Source organism: Enterobacter sp. R-1.6.2 (assembly GCF_035064085.1).
Taxonomy (GTDB): Bacteria; Pseudomonadota; Gammaproteobacteria; order Enterobacterales; family Enterobacteriaceae; genus Enterobacter; species Enterobacter asburiae_B.
In genome coordinates, this window is the sequence record NZ_JASEYI010000075.1 from 1 (window position 1) to 3,002 (window position 3,002).

The following is a 3,002-nucleotide window of genomic DNA, read 5'->3' on the forward strand; positions in this document are numbered from 1 at the left end:
CTTCATGGGGATGTCCTCATGTGGCTTATGAAGACATTACTAACATCGGGGTGTACTAATCAACGGGGAGCAGGTCAGACTTAAGAGCACCCTTTACTTCGTCCTGAATATTTCCGTTCACTCCCTGTTGAACTGCGGGGTTCTTGGCCAGCGATGTACTAATTTTATCCAGCAGTTGATTGGTCATCACCTGGGTTTTGTACGAGATAAAACTAATTACCATCAACCAAACCATTCCGATTACAACAACGATTCCCCCGGCCCAGGCAAAAATTGTTTTATTTCCAGAACTGCACTTTTCATTTCTTTGCTTATCCATTGTACCCTCGCATTTTGATGGATTAGGACTTAGGTTGTTGGTTATCGATCTGCATCTGAATTCGATATTTCCGCAGCTCTTCCGGTTCACCACTGGAAAGCACATTTAATTCGTGGGCACTTAACCGATAGCCAGGTGTTGAGCAGTATTTATCTTTGATACGGAGGTATTCAGCCCTACTGGCGTTCTGTGTGTTATTAGGAAGGAGAAAGGTATTTTCCCCGCAAAATGCTGGGGTCTGTGTGAACGTGCCACGCGGCCCATTGGCATACTTTGTGTTTGCCACTGAAGTGAGCAAGACCTGGGTGTAATTGTCATGTGCCACATATCGCTTCCCGGATGGATCATTGATGGCATACGGACTCACGAGCGTATGCTCATACCCAGGGTAACGTATAGCCGCGCCACCGCGTTCTGTACCACGCCAGGATTCGGAGTACTGATACTGGTAGGGGTACTCGGCCCTGGCGGGGAGATTGCGCGTTTCGTCGAGGTAAGTACGTTGTGGCTTACCTGTCCCACTGCAACCGCTGGTGATTACGCCGGTAATAACCACCAGCAGGGGCAAAACAATTTTATTCGCCAATTTCATTGCTTAGTCTCCAATTGGATAGCAACGTCATTATCTTAATTTCTCACCCTTGACGTTATGTTTTATGAAGACAAAACGTCGTCATTTTCCAGCACGATTTTTTTCTCAATCGGTTAACTTACAAGGTACTTAACCGGAGAAATCTTTTAATGCTGAGACACATTAAAAATATTCTGAATACTTTTTTGCCTGATAACAAAAAGGCTACCACTGATCTATTCGGTGACGAAATCGATATGTCAGTAGATGAAGAAATCGGGAAACTCATTTCATCACGAGATAATATGCGCTATCCGGCAAGCGAAATCGGATTCCCGGCTCAAGTACCGGGTGAGTACGTATTACGTCATTACCAGAAACCACTTGTGATGGCGATTAAACGAGAACTGGATATTAGGGACTCTGAGTTTAATCAGCTTATTCTTCCTATGCTGATAAATTTCGCTAACTTTGTTCACCTCTTCCCGGCATCCGAAAACCATCATCACCGTGCTGCAACCGGATTGTTGCGTCATTCATTGGAAGTGTGTTTCCAGTGTATCCGGCGTTCTAAAAACATCGAGTTTGATTCAATGGCGGTTCCCGTACATAAATCAAATCGTGCATTAGCATGGCGACTTGCAGTCGCAGCTGGTGGGCTACTTCATGACCTCGGGAAACCATTTACCGATTTTGAAGTATGGAACGAAGACGGGAAAATTCACTGGCCTCCAGGCCATGAACCAATCCATGTCTGGGCAAAAGAGAACAATGTAAAAAGATACTATCTTGTATGGAAACCAGGCCGTCACCGCCAGCATACCTCCAGCACGAGCAATATGTTGTTGATGATCATGCCAAAAGAAATGCATGTTTACCTTCTTAACGGCGGGAATGATATTTTCAATGAATTGACCCGGGCACTGAATGCCAGTGCGCAGCTCAATGCAGAAAAAATCAGTGGTCAGGACGTTAAAAACAAGATCCTCACTACCATTAAGGCCGCCGACTCAGCATCCGTTAACTATGATATGCGGCAATACGCCGGTGATGCGATTCGTGCAAGCCAGTCAGGTGTACCTGCGGTTCAGCGTGTAGTTGATGCCATGCGCCATAGATTGAAAAAAGGAGATTGGATTCCCAACAAGCCAGGAAGCCCTGTATGGGTGACTACCTATGGCGTATTCATCGTCTGGGGTGTTGCGGTCAAGGATATTATTGAGACCGTTAGGAACTCCGGCGCTGTTATTCCACAAACCCAGAATAGTCTGGCTGACCTGATGCTAAGTTATCATCTCTGTCGACCAAACGTTCACCAGGACGATGACACTGCATACTGGCGTATTGCCCCTCATATCTTGAATGATAAAAGTTCAAGAGAAAGCAAAGACCCTAAAGTTGCGTTGAGCTGCATCCTTCTGATATCTCCAGAAGTACTATTTGTCGATACTGTTGACCCTCTACCATGCAGCAGCCGCATCCGTATTGAAGGTAAATGGGTGGAATACCTGACCGGGAGGCCAAACCAGCCAAAACTCGTCGAAAGCGAACCCTACATTGGTCAGAAGCCGGTTCCGTCAACCGGAATACCGAATGAGGTCGACCGCTCAGTTTTACAGGGCGGAACAATCATTGCTGATGAACAGGAATCTCCACTGGAGAGTATTTTTGGAAACCGACAGGTTACGCCGGAAAACGCCCACGAACTGCTGCATAAGCTCAATCTGCTTTCTGATGAGGACTACAATCGTGTAAAGGAAAGAAATACCAGTACCAAAAATCAAAAAGATTGTCTGGATGACACTAATTCACCAACAACTGAGCTGGCGGGCAGCGGGGAATCAAAAGGGCTCAAAGATAATCAACCAAAGCCAGTGTCGGAGAATAATGAACCCAAGCGCCGTCTTTCCCTCAAAGAAACCCTGGCATCGGCACAAACAGAGATTGAGTTCTCTGTACCCAGTTCACTTATAAAAGAACCAAACCATAAAACTCTGAACGAAACCCTTGAGTTTCATTCAATCATCAACTCGTATATACCCAATAAACCTCAAGATGCAGGTTTGAGCACCTGAAAATGATCGTTAATTCGGGACGTCAGAAAACCCGCTA

Annotated in this window: 3 protein-coding genes; 1 reads left to right on the forward strand and 2 read right to left on the reverse strand. The window is 45.8% G+C overall.

The features are described 5' to 3' along the window. Window positions 1-55: 55 nt before the first annotated feature. Window positions 56-319, reverse strand: coding sequence for a hypothetical protein (locus QMN93_RS25715; RefSeq protein ID WP_323619841.1), 264 nt, complete (start codon window positions 317-319; stop codon window positions 56-58). A 22-nt stretch (window positions 320-341) separates the two neighbouring features. Continuing rightward, window positions 342-911 (reverse strand): hypothetical protein, encoded by a 570-nt coding sequence (locus QMN93_RS25720; protein WP_016241589.1) that lies wholly within the window; start codon window positions 909-911, stop codon window positions 342-344. 149 nt (window positions 912-1,060) lie between these two features. Here QMN93_RS25720 and mobH point away from each other — a divergent pair, with 149 nt between their 5' ends. Beyond that, on the forward strand, window positions 1,061-2,965 hold the full coding sequence (gene mobH, locus QMN93_RS25725; protein ID WP_323630742.1) for a MobH family relaxase: 1,905 nt from the start codon (window positions 1,061-1,063) through the stop codon (window positions 2,963-2,965). Window positions 2,966-3,002 lie beyond the last annotated feature (37 nt).

Excerpts from the sequence above, each read along its gene's own strand:
- mobH (WP_323630742.1), top strand. The coding sequence starts at position 1,061 with ATGCTGAGACACATTAAAAATATTCTGAATACTTTTTTGCCTGATAAC.
- QMN93_RS25720 (WP_016241589.1), bottom strand. The coding sequence starts at position 911 with ATGAAATTGGCGAATAAAATTGTTTTGCCCCTGCTGGTGGTTATTACC.
- QMN93_RS25715 (WP_323619841.1), bottom strand. The coding sequence starts at position 319 with ATGGATAAGCAAAGAAATGAAAAGTGCAGTTCTGGAAATAAAACAATT.